Here is an 18,973-nt window from a genome sequence, read left to right as displayed (position 1 = left end):
ACCAGAACCAGAAAGGGCGGCGCGAAAGCGCCGCCCTTTTTCTCATTCCGGGATCACCCGCAAAGCTGCCCGCTCCGATCCCTTCACTGTTTCGAAAATACCCCGGGGGTCCGGGGGCAACGCCCCCGGCGCAAGGCGCAGTCAGCCCCGCGCCTTCCCTTCCTTGATCTTCGCCGCCAGATCCTTGGCCACCCCAAAGGCGCCCTTGATGCGGTCCGCGTCGCTCGGCCAGTCGCGCAGAACAACGATCTTGTTGTCGGTGACTTTCGCCTGTCCGCGCTGGTCGTGAATGAACTCGACAAGCCCGGCGGGATTGGGGAAGCGGTCGCCGTGGAACTGGATCGTCACGCCCTTGGGGCCGGCGTCCAGCTTGGAGATATTGGCCCGCTTTGCCATCGCCTTGATGCGGATCACCAAAAGCAGCGTGTTCACCTCGCGCGGCAGCGGGCCGAAGCGGTCGATCAGCTCGGCTGCGAAACCCTCCAGCTCGACCTTGGTGGTCAGCTCGGCCAGTCGACGATACAGCCCCAGCCGAACGTCCAGATCGGGGATATAGCTTTCCGGGATCGTCACCGGCACGCCAAGATTCAGCTGCGGCGCCCATTCGTCCTCGGGCGTGCCCTCGATCTCGCCGGATTTCAGCTTGGCGATCGTCTCTTCCAGCATCTGCTGGTAAAGCTCGAAGCCGACTTCCTTGATATGGCCCGACTGCTCTTCCCCCAGAAGGTTCCCTGCCCCGCGCAGATCCAGATCCTGCGAGGCAAGGTTGAAGCCCGCGCCAAGGCTGTCGATCGAGCCAAGGAATTTCAGCCGCCGCATCGCCTGTGGCGTCAGGGGCACCCGCGGTTTCGTCGTCAGATAGCAATAGGCCCGGATCTTGGACCGCCCCACCCGGCCACGGATCTGGTAAAGCTGGGCAAGGCCGAACATGTCGGCGCGCCAGACCACCATCGTGTTCGCGGTGGGAATATCCAACCCGGATTCCACGATACTCGTTGCCAGAAGCACGTCCGCGCCGCGGTCGTAAAAGCCATTCATCCGCGTGTCGAGATCGCCCGCGGCAAGCTGGCCGTGGGCCACGATATAGCTGACCTCGGGGACATGTTCCTTCAGCCAGTCCTCGACCTCAGGCAAGTCCGTCAGACGCGGGACGACGAAGAAGCTTTGCCCCCCGCGATACTTTTCGCGCAGCAACGCCTCGCGGATGGTCACGCTGTCGAATTCGCTGACATAGGTGCGGATCGCAAGGCGGTCGACGGGGGGTGTCCCGATGATCGACAGGTCGCGCACCCCGGTCAGCGACAATTGCAGCGTTCGCGGAATCGGCGTCGCGGTCAGGGTCAGGACGTGGATGTCGCTGCGCAGTTCCTTCAGCCGTTCTTTGTGGGCCACGCCGAAATGCTGCTCTTCGTCGACGATCAGCAGGCCAAGGTTCTTGAACCGCACCTGCTTGGCCAACACGGCATGGGTGCCGACGACGATGTCGACCGTGCCTTCGGCAAGTCCCTTGCGGGTCTCGGACGCGTCCTTGGTCGAGACAAAGCGCGACAGCGGCCGCACATTGATCGCGGTGCCGCGGAAGCGTTCGGCAAAGGTGCGGAAATGCTGACGCGCCAGCAGGGTCGTCGGCGCAACGACCGCGACCTGATACCCCTGCGAGGCCGCGACGAAGGCCGCGCGCATCGCAACCTCGGTCTTGCCGAATCCAACATCCCCCACGACCAGACGGTCCATCGGCCGACCTGCGGCGAGATCTTCGGCGACATCGACAATGGCGCTGGCCTGATCCTCGGTCTCGGCATAGGGAAAGCGCGCGGCGAAGCTTTCGATCTCGTGATGCTCGGGTTCCAGGACCGGGGCGGGACGCAGCAGCCGTTCCGCCGCGACGCGCATCAGCTTGTCGGCGATCAGCTTGATGCGTTCCTTGAGCCGGGCCTTGCGCGCCTGCCAGGCTCCGCCGCCCAGCTTGTCGAGCAGCCCCTCTTCATGTCCATAGCGGGTCAGAAGCTCGATATTCTCGACCGGTAGATACAAACGGTCGCCGCCGGCATATTCCAGCGCCACGCAATCGTGCGGAATCCCAAGCGCCATCACCGTCTCAAGCCCGGTATAGCGGCCGATGCCATGCTCGACATGGACGACAAGGTCGCCGGGCGACAGCGTCTGGGTGTCACGCAGGAAATTCTCGGCACGCCGTCGCTTCTTCGCACCGCGGATCAGCCGGTCGCCCAGAACATCCTGTTCAGAGATGACCGCCAGCGGCCCGGTCGCCTGCCCGTCGGAAACGAAACCCTCGTCCAGCGGCCAGACCGCCAGACCCAGCGCACCCGGCTGGTCTGGCAGGTCGCGCAAATGTGCGATGGGCTTGGCACCGATGATCCCTTCATCCGCGATCAGCCCGGCCAACCGCTCGCGTGCGCCTTCCGAAAAGCTGGCGATGACGACCCGGCGCTGTGCCTGAAGACTTCGAATATGTTCGGCCAAGGCCTTGAACAGGTTTCCCTTCTCAGCTTGCCGCTCGGGTGCGAAATTGCGGCCCGCACGCCCGCCCGCGTCCAGCACACCCGGTCCGGGCGGCTGCGGCAGGACCGACAACTTCAGCATCCGGTGGCTTGCGAGCCAGCCTTTCCACTCGACCTCGTCGGGGAACATGGCCGAGGGCGGAACCGGGCGATAGACGGCATCCGTCCCGCCTTTGCGCTTCAGCGCCTCGTGTCGGGCGTCAAACTGCTCTCCGATCGTGTGCCAGCGCGCGTCGCGCACCTGCTCAAGATGGTCATCCGAGATGATCGAAGCGCCCGGCAGATAGTCGAACAGGCTTTCCAGCCGCTCGTGGAACCAGGGCAGCCAATGTTCCATCCCGGCCATCTTGCGGCCGGCACTGACCCCTTCGTAAAGCGGGTCATTGGCCCCACCGCCATATTCGGCGCGATAGTTTTGGCGGAAACGGGTGATCGCGGCCTCGTCCAGGATCACCTCGGACATCGGCGCCAGTTCCACCCGGTCAAGCTTTTCGATGGACCGCTGCGTCTCGGCGTCAAAGCGGCGGGCGCTTTCCAGCACATCGCCGAACATGTCCAGCCGGATCGGCCCGGCTTCGCCGGGCGGAAAGATGTCGATGATCCCGCCGCGAACCGCGAAATCCCCCGGCTCGGTCACGGTCGGCGACTGCGAAAAGCCCATCCGCGCCAGATAGGCGCGCAGCCCGCCTTCGTCCATCCGGTCGCCGACAGCCGCTGAAAAGCTGGCCTCGCGCAGCGCCTCGCGCGGGGGGACGCGCTGCATGGCGGCGTTCAGCGTCGTCAGCAGCACGAAAGGCCCCCGGATCGCGCCATGCGCCAGGGCGGTCAGGATCGCCATGCGCGCCGCCATCACATCGGGTGCGGGCGAAACGCGGTCATAGGGTGTGGTGTCCCAGGCCGGAAACTCCAGCACGACGGTATCGGGGGCATAAAAGGCCAGCGCCGACCGCATCGCGGCCATGCGGCGGTCGTCCCGCGCCAGGTGGATGACGCTCTCTCCGCGCGCCAGTTCCCGCAGCAGCAGCGCCGCGTCTAGCCCTTCGGGGGCTCCGGATAGGATCAGGTGATCGGCCATGGCTCGTCAGGTAAAGTGGCTGCAGTCGAAGTCAAGTCGGGTTCCTAGAAACCGAAGGGATGCTGGATCAGCCAGATCGCCCCCCGATAGGCGGTAAGAGCGACGGCGATGATCGACAGGACCGTGATGATGCGGCGATGCGCCCGCATCAACCCGGCAGCTTGCCGCGCTGCGTCGTTGATGGGCAGCGCCCCCGTCTCGGCCGCCGCGACAATCGCGCCAACGCGACGCGCCAGCCGCAGTTCGACCGGGTAAAGCAGGATGAAGGGCAATGTCAGCAGAACCAGCGCCTGCGCCATTTCCAGCCCATAGACGAAGCCCAGCAGGAACAGCGCGCTTTGTCCAAACGCGGCGACGCCCAGCAGGACCGTTCCTTCGGCCTTTGGCAATTGCCAGCGCGGCAGGCCAAGCGAGAGCCAGTCAAGCAGCAGCAGAGCGGCGGGGTCGTCTGCACCCTGTTTCGGGATCCGGCGCGCGGCGGCCACCACCTCGAACGGGACCCCCAGCACGCGGCGCCCCGCCAGCGTCCAGCACAATGTCAGCAGAAGCCAGAACCAGATCGACCCGAAGGATCTGCTGTCGAGGATGGCCAGAATGCCTTGGGTCAAGGTCAACTCGTTCATTGAAGCGTTGCAGGGAACCTAACCGCGGGACATGCGAAGGAAAACCTTGATCTTTCGCGACGGGGCGGCCGGGGTTGCGTCGCTGCAACTGACGGTGCAGTTTCGTGCCAGATCCGCGCCGCGCGGGGCCGCGTCCCCGCCGCCCAGTCAGGAAGAAGGCCATCATGTCCCCCAACCCGATCATCGCTCCGTTTCCGGCCACACGCCTGCGCCGCCTGCGCCGCACCCCTGCCCTGCGCGCCCTGACGACCGAGGTGAACCTGACACCTTCGAACCTGATCTGGCCGATCTTCGTCACCGAACTGGCGGATGGCGCGGGCGAGATCCCCTCGATGCCGGGGGTCGAGCGGTTGACGCTGGACGGGGCGAAGCGCGTGGCTGAAACCGCGATGCGCCTGAACATCCCTGCGGTCTGCATCTTTCCCCATTCAGACCCCGACCTTAAGACCGAAAGCTGCGAGCGCGCCTGGGATCCCGACAATATCGGCAACCGCGCGATCCGCGCGATCAAGGAAGTCGCGCCCGAGCTTGCCGTGATGACCGATATCGCGCTGGATCCCTATAACGCGAATGGCCATGACGGGCTGGTGCGGGACGGCGTGATCCTGAACGACGAGACGGTCGAGGCGCTTGGCCGCATGGCATTGGTGCAGGCCGAATCCGGTGCGGACATCCTTGGCCCCTCGGACATGATGGACGGCCGAATCGGCGCGCTTCGCCAGCTTCTGGAGACGAACGGCCACAAGGACGTGGCGATCCTGTCCTATGCGGCGAAGTATGCCAGCGGCTTCTATGGCCCCTTCCGGGACGCGGTCGGCGCCTCGGGCCGGCTGGTCGGGGACAAGAAGACCTACCAGATCAATCCTGCCAACAAGGAAGAGGCGATGCGTTGCGTCGCCCGCGATCTGGCCGAGGGTGCGGATATGGTCATGGTCAAGCCGGGCATGCCCTATCTGGACATCTGCCGGATGGTGAAGGACCGCTTTGCCGCGCCGACCTATGCCTATCAGGTCAGCGGCGAATACGCGATGATCGAAGGCGCGATCCGCAATGGCTGGCTGGGGCGTGGGGTGGTGATGGAAAGCCTGCTGGCCTTCCGCCGGGCCGGCTGCGACGGGATTCTGACCTATTACGCCCCGCAGGTGGCCGAAGCGCTGGCATGACGGGGCGAAAATCCCTATCATCGCCGGTCAAAGCGCGGAACCAACCGCCGGACAAAGGGATAAGGGAAAGATGAAATTCTCCAATGGGTTGAACAGGCGGCATCTGCTTCTGGCGGGCGCCGCGATGGGGCTGGCGGCCTGCACGAACGCGGTCGGCCAGAACGCCTCGGCCCGGTTGGATGCAAGGGTGGACGCGACCCGCGCCTATCTGCTGCAGAACTATCCCGGCGTCGGCCCGATGATCGAGAACGCCAAGGGCGTTCTTTACATGCCGCTGATGACCGAAGCGGGATTCGGGGTCGGTGGCGCCTATGGTCAGGGCGCGCTTCGCATCAACAACGCGACCGTGGATTACTATTCAGCGACGCAAGCCAGTGTCGGCTTCCAGCTGGGCGCACAGCAATATGCCCATGTCCTGATCTTCCAGACGGATGCGGCGCTGTCCGACTTCCGCCGCGCGCCGGGCTGGGTGGCAGAGGCCGATGCTTACTACGCGCTTCCCACGCGCGGACTGGCACTGGGGACCGACACTATCACGGCCCAGCAGCCGGTGGTCGCGATGATCTTCGGCCAGTCCGGGCTGATGGCCGGCGCGTCGATCGCGGGCACGAAATACAGCCGCGTCATCCCCTCGACCTTCTAAGGCTGAACACCAAGGCAAGGAATCGAAAAGGCCGCGGCACTGCCGCGGCCTTTTCGCAAGACGGAGGCCGGATCAGCCGCCGTGAATGATGCGGACATAGTTCTTGGTCTCGCGATAGGGTGGGACACCCCCGTATTTCGCAACCGCCGCCGGACCCGCGTTATAGGCCGCCAGCGCCAGCTGCCAGCTGCCAAAGGTATTGTACATCATCCGCAGATAACGCGCGCCGCCTTCCAGGTTCTGCAACGGATCGCTGGGATTGACGCCCAGCTTGGCCGCCGTGCCCGGCATCAGCTGTGCAAGACCCTGCGCGCCCTTGTGCGACCGGGCCGAGGGGTTCCAGCCGGATTCCTGCTGCACAAGGCGCAGGAACAGATCCTCGGGCACGCCATGCTTGCGGGCCATCGCCTTGGCGTGGGGCAGATACTGGCTGCGACGATTTCCGCTGTAGGCCGGGATGACGCCCGGAAGATTCAGGTCGACCACGCTTTTGGTCGAGGCGCTGCCAGGCCGCAACCGCGAGGATTGTTGATATTGGCCAGCCAGACGGCTGTCCATCAGGCGGGTCTGGCGTTCGAACTGGGCAATGCGGGACTTGCCGCTTTTCTGCAGACGCAATCCATCGGCCATGGCCGGGGCCGCAAGGCCGCATCCCACGACGACCGCCAGGGCCACACGTGTCAGGTAGCGCAGCCGAGCGCGTTCAGGTGAAACCATCTCTCGTCCCTCATGCCGACATGTTTTTTGCGCAGCAGTATAGCGCAGCGGCCCGGCTTTGCCGCAAGTCCTTTAGTTCTGCCACCACGGCCGAACAGGCTTCGGCGGATTCTCGCCACAGTCTTCACCCCGATCCCCAGCCTGGCAAGCAGATTCCCAAGGGCCAAGCCCCTTGCCGCGACGGGCCCCAAGGCGTTACATCAGCCGACAAAGAAACATGCTAGAAGACAAAGGACGTTCACATGGCAGGCAGCGTGAACAAGGTGATCCTGATTGGCAACCTGGGTCAAGACCCTGAAATCCGCACCTTCCCCAGCGGGGGCAAGGTCGCCAATCTGCGCATCGCCACCTCGGAGACCTGGAAGGACCGCAATACCGGCGAGCGTCGTGAGCGGACCGAATGGCATACCGTCGCGATCTATTCCGAACCGCTGGTCCGCGTGGCCGAGCAGTTCCTGAAGAAAGGCGCCAAGGTCTATATCGAGGGTCAGCTTGAGACCCGCAAATGGCAGGACCAAAGCGGTCAGGACCGTTACTCGACCGAAGTGGCGCTTCGCCCCTTCCGCAGCGAGCTGACCATGCTGGACGGTCGTGGCGGCTCGGGCGGGGGCGGTCGCGACGACAGCTATGGCGGCGGAGGCGGCTATGACGGCGGCTCGTCGTCGGGCGGCTCGTCCGGTGGCGGCTATTCCTCGGGCGGTGGTCGCGGCGGCTCGTCGTCGGGCGGCGGTCAGCGTCCGGATTTCGATGACGAAATCCCGTTCTGAGCCATCCCCGCGGATGCAAACGACATGGGCGCCCTCGGGCGCCCTTTTCCCTGACACGGCAAGGTCGCGCGACAGGCGCCAACCTGAAATGAAAAGAACCGCGCCCCGGTCAGGGCGCGGTTCTTTCGCATGATCATTCGGATCGGCAGATCTTACTTGATCTTGCCTTCCTTGTACTCGACGTGCTTGCGCACAACCGGGTCGTACTTGTTGACCGCCATCTTCTCGGTCATCGTGCGGGCGTTCTTCTTGGTCACGTAGAAGTGCCCCGTCCCGGCCGAGGAGTTCAGGCGGATCTTGATCGTCGTCGGCTTCGCCATTTGTTTCGCTCCTGCTGCGGGGCAAAACGCGTAGTGCAAACCCCGTGGAATCTCTTGGAGCCCGCCTTTTACTCGCAGGACGCCCGAAGTCAACCGGGAATCAGGGATAATCAGGCCGCTTCTGGGGGAAATCCCGCTTTGGGCGGGCAGATGCGCCACGTCGTCGCGTCACCAACCTGATGGGACGCGCGATCCGTGATTCGCTGTGGGCCATGACGCGCGGATGGCCTGTAAGCCGGATTTTGTTCCGGGGTTGCCCCCTTCGATGACCATTCCTCTGGCCCCGCCATTACTGACGGGATCTAGCTGCCAACCCGGACCTGCTGGGGCGAAAGCAGCCCTGTCTTGCGACACGCGGTCCCTATTCGGCATTGCTCCCGGTGGGGCTTGCCTTGCCGGTCCTGTTGCCAGTCCCGCGGTGGGCTCTTACCCCACCGTTTCACCCTTACCCATGCAAGCATGGGCGGTCTGTTCTCTGTGGCGCTTTCCCTAGGGTTACCCCCGCCGGGCGTTACCCGGCACCGTGCCTTCATGGAGTCCGGACTTTCCTCGACGATTGCTCGCCGCGGTCATCCGGCCATCCGCGCAAGGGGCAGATAAGCCGCGCCGCGCGGGCGGTCAAGCGGGCGCGTCGCCATGGGCCTCAGGCATCGGTTCCGGGCTTTCCTGCCGCCGGGGCGCCGTCGCCGCTGATCCAGGCCTTGGCGGCATCTTGCGCCGCAAGCGGAAAGACCGCGACCTCGCCGGGCATCAATGGCGCGAACAGCTTCAGCGAGCGGGTGATCCAGCCGATATCGGTCACCACCGCCACGCGTTCGAAGCTGCGCCAATGGGTGACGCCCAGCCGCGCATCGTCCCACAGCGCGCCCGCGCTGTAGCCCTCGAAATCCGGGCCGATCACCATCAGCAGCCGCAGCTTGCCCAGCTTTGACTTCTCTTGCACCAGCGGGATCAGTTTGTCTTCGTAATCGCCCGACGTGACCTCGCCCGAGGCACGGATCGCGATGACGTTGTCGGGATAGCCATCAAGCAGCTGATACCCTTCTGGCGCGGTTTCGGGCGATCCGGCCCAGGAGATGGCCTGTTCCTGTTCGCGAAGGTCGAACTGGCGCAGCCGCGCGCGTACAAAGACATTGGCGATGCCGGGAACATGGGACAAACCCATCACATCGGTCACGACTGCGACCCGCGGCAGCACGGCGGATTGCTTGCGCACCAGGTCGAAATGGGCGCGCAGCGCGGCCAGCCCCTCCCAATGCGGCAAACCCTTCAGGAACACGACCAGCCCCGGCAAGCGGCCGCGTTCCCGGACATAGGCTTCGATCTCCTGCCCGAGCTTCTCGAAATCGGCAGCGGACAGGCTGCCTTCGGGCCGCGCCAGAACCACGTTGCGGGCAGTATCGACCTCGATATTCAGCATTGCGGAACCTCCTCCTAAAGGCAGGTCACAACGCGCGAACGGGCTTCCCGGTTCTCAGAAAGGCACGTCGTCCAGCCTGCCCCCGGCCTCGGACGCAGGCTGGACATAGCCCGCCTTGATGGTCTTGAAGCCGGTCGGGAATTCGACGGTCAGCGTATCCTCGGCAATCCCCATGATCGTGCCATTGCCGAACTTCTGGTGGAACACGCGATCCCCGACCGCGTATTTCGCCGCAGGCTCGGCATCGATGGTGATCGGGGTGCGATGCACGGGCTGGGCACGTTCAGCCCCGCGCTGCTGCATCCGCTTCCAGCCCGGAGAGTTGTAGACATCAGCATGGGCCGCGCGATCATGCATCGAGGATTGCGCAAAGGGCTGCGCCGCCGCGCCATAGCCACCGCCGTAAAGCCCTGGTGGCGTCAGCACCTCGACATGATCCTCGGGCAGTTCGTCGATGAAGCGGGATGGCATGCTGGATTGCCACTGGCCGTACATGCGGCGGTTCCCGGCAAAGCTGATCGTGACCAGCGCCTCGCCGCGGGTGATCCCGACATAGGCAAGGCGGCGCTCCTCCTCCAGCCCTTTCATGCCGCTTTCGTCCATGCTGCGCTGGCTGGGGAACAGGCCGTCTTCCCAACCCGGCAGGAAGACGATCGGGTATTCCAGCCCCTTGGCAGCGTGAAGCGTCATGATGCTGACCTCCTCGGCCTGTTCGCCCTTGTCATTGTCCATGACCAGCGCCACATGCTCGAGGAAACCTTGAAGGTTTTCAAATTCTTCCAGCGCCTTTATCAACTCTTTCAAGTTTTCCAGGCGGCCGGGCGCGTCGGGCGATTTCTCGTTCTGCCACATCGCGGTATAGCCGGATTCGTCCAGGATCCGCTCGGCCAGTTCGACATGGCTGACGCGATCGTCCAGCGCATCCGCGTGCCAGCGGCCCATGCCTTCCAGAAAGACGCGCAGCGCGGCGGCGCCCTTGCCGGTAAGCGCGCCGGTCGCGACAGCAGAGGCCGCACCCTCCAGCAGCGACAGGCCGCGTGAGCGCGCCTCGCGCTGAATGGTCTCAATACCCACTTTGCCCAGGCCCCGCTTCGGCACGTTCACGATCCGCTCGAATGCCAGATCGTCGGCGGGGGAAACCACCAGCCGGAAATAGGCCATCGCGTCCCGAATTTCCTGCCGTTCATAGAAGCGCGGACCGCCGATGACCCGGTAAGGCAGGCCGATGGCCATGAACCGGTCCTCGAACGCCCGCATCTGGTGCGAGGCACGCACAAGGATCGCGATGTCGTTCAGACTGCGCCGGCCGATTGCGTGGCGGTGCCCGCCCTGAAAGGCCTCGATCTCTTCTCCGATCCAGCGCGCCTCGGCCTCGCCGTCCCAATGGCCGATCAGGCGGACGGGCTCACCCCCGTCAGCATCCGTCCACAGCGTCTTGCCAAGCCGTCCCTTGTTCGCCGCGATCAGACCCGAGGCTGCCGCCAGGATATGCGGGGTCGAGCGATAGTTCTGCTCAAGCCGGATGACCTTGGCGCCGGGGAAATCCGTCTCGAACCGCAGGATGTTGCCGACTTCGGCCCCGCGCCAGCCATAGATCGACTGGTCGTCATCGCCGACGCAGCAGATGTTGCGATGCGCGCGGGCCAACAGCCGCAGCCACATGTACTGCGCGACGTTAGTGTCCTGGTATTCGTCGACAAGGATATAGCGGAACCGGTCCTGCCACTGCTTCAGCACGTCAGGATGCGCCTGAAAGATCGAGACGCAATGCATCAACAGGTCGCCGAAATCGACGGCGTTCAGCTCCAGCAGGCGGCGCTGATAGGCCGCGTACAGCCTGCCGCCCCAGCCGTCAAAGGCCCGCTCATCGCCCCTGGGCAGGTTCACGGGGGTCAGGCAGCGGTTCTTCCAGCCGTCGATGATCCCGGCCAACTGGCGAGCGGGCCAGCGTTTCTCGTCGATATTCTCGGCCGCGATCAGCTGTTTCAGCAACCGGATCTGGTCGTCGGTATCCAGGATGGTGAAGCTGGGCTTCAGGTGCAGCGTCGCGTCGCCCACCAGTTCAGCATGGCGGCGCAGGATCTTGACGCTGATCGAGTGGAAGGTGCCCAGCCAGGGCATGCCTTCGACCATCTCGCCCAGAAGACGGCCGATGCGGTTCTTCATCTCGCGCGCGGCCTTGTTGGTAAAGGTCACCGCCAGGATCTGGCCGGGCCGTGCCTTGCCCAGCGTCAGCAGATGCGCGATGCGGGTCGTCAGGGCGCGGGTCTTGCCCGTCCCTGCCCCGGCCAGCAGCAGGACGGGGCCGTCCAGCGCCTCGACCGCTTCACGCTGCGCGGTGTTCAGGCCGTCCAGATAGGGCGCCGGACGCGCGCCCAAGGCGCGCTGCGACAGGGGCACGGGGGACGAAGCCGCCGCCTGAAAGGCATCTGTGTCGTCGAATTCGCTCATGGTGCAAACATAGCCCCTGCCGTCGCATGGGGAAAGCCCATGTTCACGGGTTGTTCCAATCAGGCGCGCAGACCCGCAAAAATCGCCGGGTCAAGGCTGGCCTGGGCGAAAGTCTCGCCCCGGCTCAGCATGCTGACCGCGTCATGGGAGTGCAGCGATTCCTGATGGCTGGCGACAACGCGGAAATCGCCGATCCGGGGATCGGCCATCAGTCCGCCGGCGAATGCGCGCACCGCATCCTCGACAAAGATCGGGTTCGCCGCATTCAGTTCGGCAAAGGCCTGCTCGTCCTCGCGCTTGACCATGACCTGCGTCTCGGTCGGCACGGCACGGCGACACAGGTCCACCATATCTTCGAACCACATGATGTGCTCGCCCTCAAGCACCGCCGAAATCCGCGCGATCGAGCGTTGGGAATGCGGCGTGGCAAGCTGGCCGCGCATCTGCCGGGCATGTTCGGACAGTTCCAGCGAACAGGGGCAGGTCGAGCTGTAGACATAGTCGAAATGCATGATCCGCAGCCGCGCGCCCGCGCGTTCCGCCAGTTCCAGCGCGATGTCGTAATATTGCCAGCCGCTCAGCCCCGAGCGCAGCGAGTCCACGCGAACGGGGAAGCTGAACCGCATCTGGATGCGGGCGTCCAGGCTGTCCAGGTCCGACTTGTAGTCGTCCAGCGCCGCCTCAAGCACGCCCATCGAGAATTGCGCATCCGCATGGGCATAGAAGGACCGCATGATGCGGCTCATGTTGATGCCCTTGCGGTCGGCCTCAAGACTGACAGTGCCGGTGACCGAGGTCTCCAGCGTGATCTCGCCCCCTTCGCGCGTCATGTAGCGGATCGGCAGGCGGAAATTCGAAATCCCGACATGCTGGATCGGTGCGCGGGCACCGACGATCAGGCTGGCCGGACCGTTCTGCAGGTCGGGCAGGCTGTCCTTGTAATGCGCATCGACACGGAAATCCGAAGGATACTCCCGTGAAAGCGCGGGATAGGCGCGCTCGGTGGCGATCGGGCGGGACTCGGTCATCGGGCATCTCCCTCGGCAATCGGGAACAATCTGGGGGCTGAAGCCGGAAATTCAAAGGGGCGCCGCCCACATCCACTGACGGGGCGGCATCCAATCTCAGGCCAACGCCTGCCGGAAATCCTCGATGAGGTCGCCGGCATCCTCAAGCCCGATGGACAGGCGCAGCAGGCCAGGGGTGATCCCCAGTTGCAGGCGCGTCTCTTCGGACAGGCGCTGGTGGGTCGTCGTGGTCGGATGGGTGACGATGGACTTGGCGTCACCCAGGTTGTTCGAGATCTGAAAGATCCGCATCCGGTTCATGGCCTTGAATGCCGCGTCCTTGCTGCCAAGGTCAACCGCGACCATGGTCCCACCCGCACCCATCTGGCGCATGGCCAGATCGTGCTGGGCATGGCTGGCAAGGCCCGGGTAGATGACGCGGGGCAGCTTCAGATCATCTTCCATCGCGGTCGCGAATTTCATCGCGCTGTCGGTCTGGGCACGGACCCGCAGGTCCATGGTCGTCAGGCCGTTCAGCATGTTCCACGCATTGAAGGGGCTGATCGCGCCGCCGGTATGCTTCAGATAGGGCTCGGCCACCTCGCGCACGAAATGGCGGCTGCCGCAGATGACGCCGCCAAGGCAGCGACCCGACCCATCGATATGCTTGGTCGCGGAATAGACGACCACATCCGCGCCCTGTTCGATTGCGCGCGAGTAGACAGGGGTCGAAAAGACGTTGTCGGCGATGACCAGCGCGCCGACGGCATGGGCCAGTTGGGCAACGGCAGTGACGTCGATCACCTCAAGCGTGGGGTTCGACACCGTCTCGAAGAACACCGCCTTGGTGTCGGGACGGATCGCGGCGCGCCACTGCTCGATATCGGTGCCGTCGACATAGCTGATCTCGACTCCGAAGCGGGCCAGCAGGTCCAGCACATACAGGCACGAACCAAACAGCGCACGGGACGACACGATGTGATCGCCGGGCTTCACGAAGCCCATCAGGGCGCCGTTCACCGCCGCCATGCCGCTGGCGGTCGCGAATGCGTCCTCGGCCCCCTCGATATTGGCGATCCGATCCTCGAACATGCGCGAGGTCGGGTTGCCGTAGCGGGCATAGATGAATTCGTCCGGACCGGAGTTGATGAAGCGGGCCTCGGCCTGCTCGGCGCTGTCGTATGAGAAGCCCTGAGTCATGAACAGAGCCTCGGCCATCTCGCCATACTGGCTGCGACGGATGCCGTGATGGACGGCGCGCGTGCGCGGATGCAAAGGCTTGTCGGACATGGGCGGTCTCCTGTGCGTGGAAGGTCCGGTTACTCCTGCCCGGCCAATGGCGCAAGGGGCAGAGCTATTCGCCGTCCTTCGGCAGGGCGTGGCGTTCGAACAGGCGGGCGTTCAGGACAAAGAAGACGACCATGATCGCAGGCAGGCCGAAGGTCTTGAAGTTCACCCACGCGGTTTCCGACATTCCGCGCCACACGATCTCGTTCGCGACGGCAAGGGCCAGGAACAGCGCTGCCAGTCGCCAGGTCAGGATGCGCCAGCCCTCGTCCTGCATCGGCAGCGCCTCGGACATCACCAGTTGCAGCCAGTTCTTGCGCAGCAGCAGGCTTAGGCCAAGAAGCCCGGCGAACAGCAGATAGATCATCGTCGGCTTCATCTTGAAGAATTTCGGATCGTTCAGCCAGACCGACAGCCCGCCGAAGACGATGACCAGAACCAGGGTTGCGATCTGCATGGGCGAAATCCGCCCGCTGAGGCGCCACAGCACCAGCGTGCTGAGAACCAGCACCGGGATGAAGACCAGCGTGGCAATGATGAAGCCACCATATTCGGTCCCGCCCAGCATGACGGTCTTGTCCCGCATCCGCATGAACAGGACGAAAAAGACGATCAGCGGGCCGATCTCCAGCGCGGGCTTCAGCAGGGGATGGATCTTGCGGGGTTCGGACATTCGGGCCTCAACGGGGTCTGTCTGGATGGGGGCGGCATCACCCGCCCTGTCTTTTGACGCGCGGGGACGCGAGGGACAAGCGCGAAGCGGCCCTAGTCCAGCCGGATCGCAGCCAGGATCGCGCCCGAGGGCCTCGGCTCGCGCCCGCCGCTAAGCTGCTGGGCCAGGATGGCGTGCCGCGTGTCGGCGGGAAAGCTTTCGCCCGACGGGAGGCCCGCCTTGACGTTCAGGCGCAACGGCGCCCGCCCGTCCCAATCGGCGATCCGCTCGACCCCCAGGACGACATTGCGATAAGTCACGGTCAGGCCACGGTTCTCACCCGCCTTGATCTTGACCTCGCGCTTGGGCGCATAGCGCACCAGCATGATCGCGACGGCGCTGGGGATCTGGACGCGCGGGGTCAACTCGATCTGGAAGCCTTCCTGTTCGGGGCGCGACGTCACCGCAATCGGAGCCGGCCGCGCCATCTGGGCATCAAGCAGCGTCATCAACTCGGCCGGGCGGACGGCGATCAGGGTGTCGGTCCCGCCCACGATCAGTTGCGGCGTATAAATTGCACGCTCGCCCCAGGAATGGGCGTAGGCCTGCTGACGGCGGGTGAATTCCGGGCGGGCAAATTCATCCGCCCAGCCCAGATAATCCCAGTAATCGACATGCCAGGACAGTGCCAGGATATCGGTGCGGTCGGCCAGATCGGCCAGCATGTCATCGGCGGGCGGGCAGGACGAGCATCCCTGCGACGTGAAAAGCTCGACCACGACGGGCGGATGATCGATCGGGCCGAACTGGCGGTTGCGCATCTGGGCGGTCCGCCGCTCGGCAAAGGCCGATACCATCGGGCTGTCGTCGAACAGCCCGACATCAGGCCCCGCCAGCAGGTCGGCATCGATTCCCGGCGCGCCCTCGGGCGCCTCGATCAGGCCGATATTGCCTCCGCCGCCTTCGTCATGACCACCAGGATCCATCCCGGCACCCGGTGCCGAAGGGGCCGAGCGGGAAAACCCCTCGCCCATGCCGCCGCCGGTGGCGCTGTCCATGCCGCCATCCGTCGCAGAGGCATCCGCGCCGCCGGAACCCCCATCCTGGGCCAATGCGCCCTGGGCAAACGTCATCGTGACCGCGACCGCGATCGACGCCCACAGGGGGACCAGCCCCCTGCAGCGCAGCCGTCTTTGACCCTGCCGCGCGCAAGTATCCGCCAAGCGTGACGCCATTTCCTGAAAATTTCCCGCCAACATTGCAGCATGACTACCGCCACAGGGCCACCTGTCACAAATCAATGCTTTGTTAGCCGCGTGCGTCAGGCTTGTGATCGTTGCGCCAAACCCACATCTTGCAGCCGCGGCAAAATTACAGCATACAATTGCATACAACGGCGACCTGACCCTCTTGATCCCATCGGGGAAAACGGGCAAATGCCTGCCAGACCGCCATTCAGCCACCTTTTTCAAGGATAGGGAGCCGAGTCATGCCCATCGAAACTGGAACCGACACCGCGCGGACGCGCCGACAGCTTGAGGTCGCGGGCCAAAGCGTCGCCTATTACTCGATCGACGCCGCGACCGAAGCGGGCCTGGGCGATTTCTCGAAGCTGCCTGCCTCGCTGAAAGTCGTGCTGGAAAACCTGCTGCGCTTCGAAGATGGCGGCCGCACGGTCAGCGTGGACGACATCAAGGCATTCGCCGAATGGGCGACCCTTGGTGGCCAGAACCCGCGCGAGATCGCGTATCGCCCCGCACGCGTGCTGATGCAGGACTTCACCGGCGTTCCCGCCGTGGTCGATCTGGCCGCGATGCGCGACGGCATCAAGGCCCTGGGCGGCAACGCACAGAAAATCAACCCGCTGAACCCCGTTGACCTGGTCATCGACCACTCGGTCATGATCGACGAATTCGGCACCCCCCGCGCCTTCCAGAAGAACGTCGAGCTGGAATATGAGCGTAACATGGAGCGTTACACGTTCCTGAAATGGGGCCAGAACGCGTTCAACAACTTCCGCGTGGTTCCGCCGGGCACCGGCATCTGCCACCAGGTGAACCTGGAATACCTGGCCCAGACCGTCTGGACCGACAAGGACCAGAACGGCCAGGAAGTCGCCTATCCCGACACGCTGGTCGGCACCGACAGCCACACGACGATGGTCAACGGCCTTGCGGTCCTTGGCTGGGGCGTCGGCGGGATCGAGGCCGAGGCCGCGATGCTGGGCCAACCGATCTCGATGCTGATCCCCGAAGTCGTGGGCTTCAAGATCACGGGCGCGCTGACGGAAGGCGTGACCGCCACCGACCTCGTGCTGAAGGTCGTCCAGATGCTGCGCAAGCATGGCGTCGTCGGCAAATTCGTCGAATTCTACGGCGAAGGCCTCGACAACATGCCGCTGGCGGATCGCGCCACCATCGCCAACATGGCCCCGGAATATGGCGCAACCTGCGGCTTCTTCCCGATCGACAACGAAACCCTGCGCTATCTGCGCCAGACCGGCCGCGAGGAATCGCGTATCGCCCTGGTTGAGGCCTATGCCAAGTCGAACGGCTTCTGGCGCACGGCGGACTATGCGCCCGTCTATTCCTCGACACTGGAACTGGATCAGGCTTCGGTCGTTCCGGCCATCTCGGGTCCGAAACGCCCGCAGGACCACGTTCCGTTGACCGACTCGGCCTTCGAGTTCCGCAAGTATATCTGCGGCACCCGCAAGCTGCCCGAGCCGACCGCCAATGGCGAGAAGCGCTGGAACGCCGAAGGCGGCGCCCCTGCCCCGTCGGACCTGCCCGGCCATCACGAAGGCTATAACGAGGGCGCAGTCGAAGGTCAGGATTACAAACTGCATGACGGCTCGGTCGTGATCGCCTCGATCACCTCCTGCACCAACACCTCTAACCCCTATGTGCTGATGGCCGCAGGTCTTGTCGCCCGCAAGGCGCGCGCCCTTGGCCTGACCCGCAAGCCTTGGGTCAAGACCTCGCTGGCCCCCGGCTCGCAGGTCGTCGAGGAATACCTGAAGGCCGCAAACCTGCAGGAAGATCTGGACGCGCTCGGCTTCAACCTGGTCGGCTTCGGCTGCACCACCTGCATCGGGAACTCTGGCCCGCTGCAACCGGAAATCTCGAAGTCGATCAACGAGAACGACCTGGTCGCGGTTTCGGTCCTGTCGGGCAACCGCAACTTCGAGGGCCGCATCTCGCCCGACGTCCGCGCGAACTACCTGGCCTCGCCGCCGCTGGTCGTGGCCTATGCCATCGCAGGCGACATGAACATCGACCTGACCACGGAACCGCTGGCCCATACCGCGGACGGCAAACCCGTCTTCCTGAAGGACATCTGGCCGACCTCGAAAGAGGTTTCGGACCTGGTCGACACCATCGTCACGCGCGAGATGTTCCAGTCGAAATACGCCGATGTCTTCAAGGGCGACGAACGCTGGCAGGCCGTCAAGGTCACCGACAGCGAGACCTATGACTGGCCGGCGGCATCGACCTACATCCAGAACCCGCCCTATTTCCAAGGCATGGGTGCGGAAAAAGGCGCGATCCACAACATCCACGGCGCGCGCGTTCTGGCGCTGCTGGGTGACATGATCACGACCGACCACATCTCGCCGGCCGGTTCCTTCAAGCCGACGACCCCGGCAGGCGTCTACCTGACCGAGCGTCAGGTCGCGCCGAAGGACTTCAACAGCTATGGTTCGCGCCGCGGCAACCACGAAGTCATGATGCGTGGCACCTTCGCCAACATCCGCATCAAGAACGAGATGCTGGACGGCGTCGAGGGTGGCTATTCGACCGGCCCCGACGGCAAGCAGACCTCGATCTATGACGCCGCGATGGCCTATAAGGATGCGGGCATTCCGCTGATCGTCGTGGGTGGGATCGAATACGGCGCCGGTTCGTCGCGCGACTGGGCGGCCAAGGGCACCAACCTGCTGGGCGTCAAGGCCGTGATCGCGGAAAGCTTTGAGCGTATCCACCGTTCGAACCTGGTCGGCATGGGCGTCATCCCGTTCGAGTTCACCGGCGGCGACAACCGCAAGACGCTGGGCCTGAAGGGCACCGAAGTCATCTCGATCGACGGCCTCGAAGGCGACTTCAAGCCGCTTTCGCTGGTCCCGGCGACGATCAAATATGCCGACGGCACCGAAAAGGTGATCCAGCTGAAAGCTCGCGTCGATACCGAAGTCGAGATCGAATACCTCGAAAACGGTGGCGTGCTGCATTACGTGCTGCGCAACCTCGCCAAAGCCTGATCTGCCGCATAGCCAAATTCAGGGCCGTCCCTTCGGGGGCGGCCTTTTCGTTTTCGGCATCGTTG

The 18,973-nt window shown here is 64.4% G+C and carries 14 protein-coding genes and 1 other RNA gene; 4 read left to right on the top strand and 11 right to left on the bottom strand.

The annotated features are described in order from the left end of the window. Positions 1-141 precede the first annotated feature (141 nt). Both mfd and RM190_RS08315 read right to left on the bottom strand, forming a co-directional pair. On the bottom strand, positions 142-3,597 hold the full coding sequence (mfd, locus tag RM190_RS08320; protein ID WP_311758951.1) for a transcription-repair coupling factor: 3,456 nt from the start codon (positions 3,595-3,597) through the stop codon (positions 142-144). Between the two features lie 44 nt (positions 3,598-3,641). Continuing rightward, positions 3,642-4,220 (bottom strand): hypothetical protein, encoded by a 579-nt coding sequence (locus tag RM190_RS08315; protein ID WP_311758950.1) that lies wholly within the window; start codon positions 4,218-4,220, stop codon positions 3,642-3,644. A 164-nt stretch (positions 4,221-4,384) separates the two neighbouring features. Here RM190_RS08315 and hemB point away from each other — a divergent pair, with 164 nt between their 5' ends. Beyond that, complete coding sequence (hemB, locus tag RM190_RS08310) at positions 4,385-5,383, top strand: porphobilinogen synthase (protein ID WP_311758949.1); 999 nt, start codon at positions 4,385-4,387, stop codon at positions 5,381-5,383. Between the two features lie 70 nt (positions 5,384-5,453). After that, on the top strand, positions 5,454-6,026 hold the full coding sequence (locus RM190_RS08305; RefSeq protein ID WP_311758948.1) for a lipid-binding SYLF domain-containing protein: 573 nt from the start codon (positions 5,454-5,456) through the stop codon (positions 6,024-6,026). A gap of 72 nt (positions 6,027-6,098) precedes the next feature. On the opposite strand, the gene RM190_RS08300 is transcribed toward RM190_RS08305, so the two are convergent. Next, a complete protein-coding gene (locus tag RM190_RS08300) occupies positions 6,099-6,743 on the bottom strand; it encodes a lytic transglycosylase domain-containing protein (protein ID WP_311758947.1) in 645 nt (214 codons plus the stop codon). 242 nt (positions 6,744-6,985) lie between these two features. Here RM190_RS08300 and ssb point away from each other — a divergent pair, with 242 nt between their 5' ends. Continuing rightward, positions 6,986-7,510 (top strand): single-stranded DNA-binding protein, encoded by a 525-nt coding sequence (gene ssb / locus RM190_RS08295; RefSeq protein WP_311758946.1) that lies wholly within the window; start codon positions 6,986-6,988, stop codon positions 7,508-7,510. Positions 7,511-7,662: 152 nt separating this feature from the next. Here the strand turns inward: ssb and rpmG are convergent, their stop codons facing one another. The 8 genes from rpmG to RM190_RS08255 all read right to left on the bottom strand — a co-directional run bounded on the left by rpmG (position 7,663) and on the right by RM190_RS08255 (position 15,882). Then, entirely contained in the window at positions 7,663-7,830 is a 168-nt protein-coding gene (gene rpmG / locus RM190_RS08290; protein WP_311758945.1) for a 50S ribosomal protein L33, read from the bottom strand. Between the two features lie 215 nt (positions 7,831-8,045). Then, positions 8,046-8,415, bottom strand: an RNA gene (rnpB, locus tag RM190_RS08285) — RNase P RNA component class A. Positions 8,416-8,473: 58 nt separating this feature from the next. Next, positions 8,474-9,250, bottom strand: a complete 777-nt coding sequence (locus RM190_RS08280; RefSeq protein ID WP_311758944.1) for a SpoIIAA family protein — start codon at positions 9,248-9,250, stop codon at positions 8,474-8,476. Between the two features lie 54 nt (positions 9,251-9,304). Continuing rightward, complete coding sequence (locus RM190_RS08275) at positions 9,305-11,701, bottom strand: ATP-dependent helicase (protein ID WP_311758943.1); 2,397 nt, start codon at positions 11,699-11,701, stop codon at positions 9,305-9,307. 59 nt (positions 11,702-11,760) lie between these two features. Then, positions 11,761-12,729 (bottom strand): GTP cyclohydrolase FolE2, encoded by a 969-nt coding sequence (folE2, locus tag RM190_RS08270; protein WP_311758942.1) that lies wholly within the window; start codon positions 12,727-12,729, stop codon positions 11,761-11,763. Between the two features lie 96 nt (positions 12,730-12,825). Beyond that, entirely contained in the window at positions 12,826-13,998 is a 1,173-nt protein-coding gene (gene metZ / locus RM190_RS08265) for an O-succinylhomoserine sulfhydrylase (RefSeq protein ID WP_311758941.1), read from the bottom strand. Positions 13,999-14,062: 64 nt separating this feature from the next. Further along, positions 14,063-14,668 (bottom strand): inner membrane-spanning protein YciB, encoded by a 606-nt coding sequence (locus tag RM190_RS08260; protein WP_311758940.1) that lies wholly within the window; start codon positions 14,666-14,668, stop codon positions 14,063-14,065. A gap of 92 nt (positions 14,669-14,760) precedes the next feature. Continuing rightward, positions 14,761-15,882 carry a DUF1223 domain-containing protein gene (locus RM190_RS08255; RefSeq protein ID WP_311758939.1) on the bottom strand — a complete coding sequence of 374 codons (1,122 nt, stop codon included), beginning with the start codon at positions 15,880-15,882 and terminating at the stop codon, positions 14,761-14,763. Between the two features lie 254 nt (positions 15,883-16,136). Here RM190_RS08255 and acnA point away from each other — a divergent pair, with 254 nt between their 5' ends. Further along, positions 16,137-18,908 (top strand): aconitate hydratase AcnA, encoded by a 2,772-nt coding sequence (acnA, locus tag RM190_RS08250; RefSeq protein ID WP_311758938.1) that lies wholly within the window; start codon positions 16,137-16,139, stop codon positions 18,906-18,908. The last annotated feature ends 65 nt before the right edge of the window (positions 18,909-18,973 follow it).

The organism is Paracoccus broussonetiae, assembly GCF_031854425.1.
Classification (GTDB): domain Bacteria; phylum Pseudomonadota; class Alphaproteobacteria; order Rhodobacterales; family Rhodobacteraceae; genus Paracoccus; species Paracoccus broussonetiae.
The sequence above is the reverse complement of the archived record's forward strand: the minus strand, read 5'-3'. Positions and strand labels throughout refer to the sequence as shown.

Coding starts and splice junctions, on each gene's coding strand:
- RM190_RS08305 (WP_311758948.1), top strand. CDS start 5,454: ATGAAATTCTCCAATGGGTTGAACAGGCGGCATCTGCTTCTGGCGGGC.
- hemB (WP_311758949.1), top strand. CDS start 4,385: ATGTCCCCCAACCCGATCATCGCTCCGTTTCCGGCCACACGCCTGCGC.
- metZ (WP_311758941.1), bottom strand. CDS start 13,998: ATGTCCGACAAGCCTTTGCATCCGCGCACGCGCGCCGTCCATCACGGC.
- acnA (WP_311758938.1), top strand. CDS start 16,137: ATGCCCATCGAAACTGGAACCGACACCGCGCGGACGCGCCGACAGCTT.
- ssb (WP_311758946.1), top strand. CDS start 6,986: ATGGCAGGCAGCGTGAACAAGGTGATCCTGATTGGCAACCTGGGTCAA.
- RM190_RS08315 (WP_311758950.1), bottom strand. CDS start 4,220: ATGAACGAGTTGACCTTGACCCAAGGCATTCTGGCCATCCTCGACAGC.
- folE2 (WP_311758942.1), bottom strand. CDS start 12,729: ATGACCGAGTCCCGCCCGATCGCCACCGAGCGCGCCTATCCCGCGCTT.
- RM190_RS08275 (WP_311758943.1), bottom strand. CDS start 11,701: ATGAGCGAATTCGACGACACAGATGCCTTTCAGGCGGCGGCTTCGTCC.
- rpmG (WP_311758945.1), bottom strand. CDS start 7,830: ATGGCGAAGCCGACGACGATCAAGATCCGCCTGAACTCCTCGGCCGGG.
- RM190_RS08280 (WP_311758944.1), bottom strand. CDS start 9,250: ATGCTGAATATCGAGGTCGATACTGCCCGCAACGTGGTTCTGGCGCGG.
- RM190_RS08255 (WP_311758939.1), bottom strand. CDS start 15,882: ATGGCGTCACGCTTGGCGGATACTTGCGCGCGGCAGGGTCAAAGACGG.
- mfd (WP_311758951.1), bottom strand. CDS start 3,597: ATGGCCGATCACCTGATCCTATCCGGAGCCCCCGAAGGGCTAGACGCG.
- RM190_RS08260 (WP_311758940.1), bottom strand. CDS start 14,668: ATGTCCGAACCCCGCAAGATCCATCCCCTGCTGAAGCCCGCGCTGGAG.
- RM190_RS08300 (WP_311758947.1), bottom strand. CDS start 6,743: ATGGTTTCACCTGAACGCGCTCGGCTGCGCTACCTGACACGTGTGGCC.